This is a genomic window from Methylocucumis oryzae, from assembly GCF_000963695.1.
GTDB classification, from domain to species: domain Bacteria; phylum Pseudomonadota; class Gammaproteobacteria; order Methylococcales; family Methylomonadaceae; genus Methylovulum; species Methylovulum oryzae.
Map to the genome: position 1 here is coordinate 1 of NZ_LAJX01000385.1, position 1,406 is coordinate 1,406.

Annotated in this window: 1 protein-coding gene; it reads left to right on the plus strand. The window is 46.5% G+C overall.

What is annotated here, in order from left to right; translation table 11 throughout:
* The coding region (locus VZ94_RS26345) for an Ig-like domain-containing protein (protein WP_045780864.1) at positions 1-1,406 on the plus strand (1,406 nt) is incomplete at both ends.

The window sequence follows — 1,406 nt, forward strand, 5'->3', positions numbered from 1 at the left end:
GGTTTACCAACACCGACCTCACCGTCGAAAACGGTAGTTTATCCAATGTCAGCAGCAACGATAGTGGCATCACATGGACAGCGACATTAACACCTGATAGTAACGTCACTGATACAACTAACACGCTGACATTAGACTTAACCGGTATTAGCGACTTAGCGGGTAATAGCGGTGTTGGCAGTGCTAACAGCGGCAATTACAGCATTGACACCACACGTCCAGCTTTAGCCTCAGCGATTACACTATCCGATGCGGCATTAAAAATTGGCGATACAACGACAGTGACATTTAGCTTCACCGAAGCAGTGAGTGGTTTTACCGTTGCTGGTGTTAATGTGGCTAATGGTGTGTTAACCAACTTAATAACAAATGACGGTGGCACCACATGGACAGCGACATTAACACCTGATAGTAACGTCACCGATACAACTAACACCCTGACATTAGACTTAACCGGTATTAACGACTTAGCCGGTAATAGCGGCGTTGGCAGTGTTAACAGCGGCAATTACAGCATTGACACCACACGTCCAGCTTTAGCCTCAGCGATTACAGTGTCCGACACGGCATTAAAAATTGGCGATACAGCGACGGTGGCATTTAGCTTCACCGAAGCAGCGAGTGGTTTTACCACTGCTGATGTTGCCGTAGCTAATGGCGTATTGACCAACTTAATAACAAATGACGGTGGTATCACATGGACAGCGACATTAACGCCTGATAGTAACGTCACCGATGCAACTAACACGCTGACATTAGACTTAACCGGTATTAGCGACTTAGCGGGCAATAGCGGTGTTGGTAGTAGCACCAGCGGCAATTACACCCTTGACACCACACGTCCAGCTTTAGCTTCAGCCATTACAGTATCCGACACGGCATTAAAAATCGGCGATACAGCGACAGTGACATTTAGCTTCACCGAAGCAGTGAGTGGTTTTACCGTTGCTGATGTTGCCGTAGCTAATGGCGTATTGGCCAACTTAATAACAAATGACGGTGGCATCACGTGGACAGCGACATTAACACCGAATAGTAACGTCACCGATACAACTAACACGCTGACATTAGACTTAACCGGTATTAACGACTTAGCGGGTAATAGCGGTGTTGGTAGTAGCACTAGCGGCAATTACAGCATTGACACCACACGTCCAGCTTTAGCCTCAGCGATTACAGTGTCCGACACGGCATTAAAAATCGGTGATACAGCGACAGTGACATTTAGCTTCACCGAAGCAGTGAGTGGTTTTACCGTTGCTGGTGTTAATGTGGCTAATGGTGTGTTAACCGATTTAACCACGAGTGATAGTGGCATCACATGGACAGCGACATTAACGCCTGATAGTAACGTCACTGATACAACTAACATGCTGACATTAGACTTAACCGGTATTAAACGACTT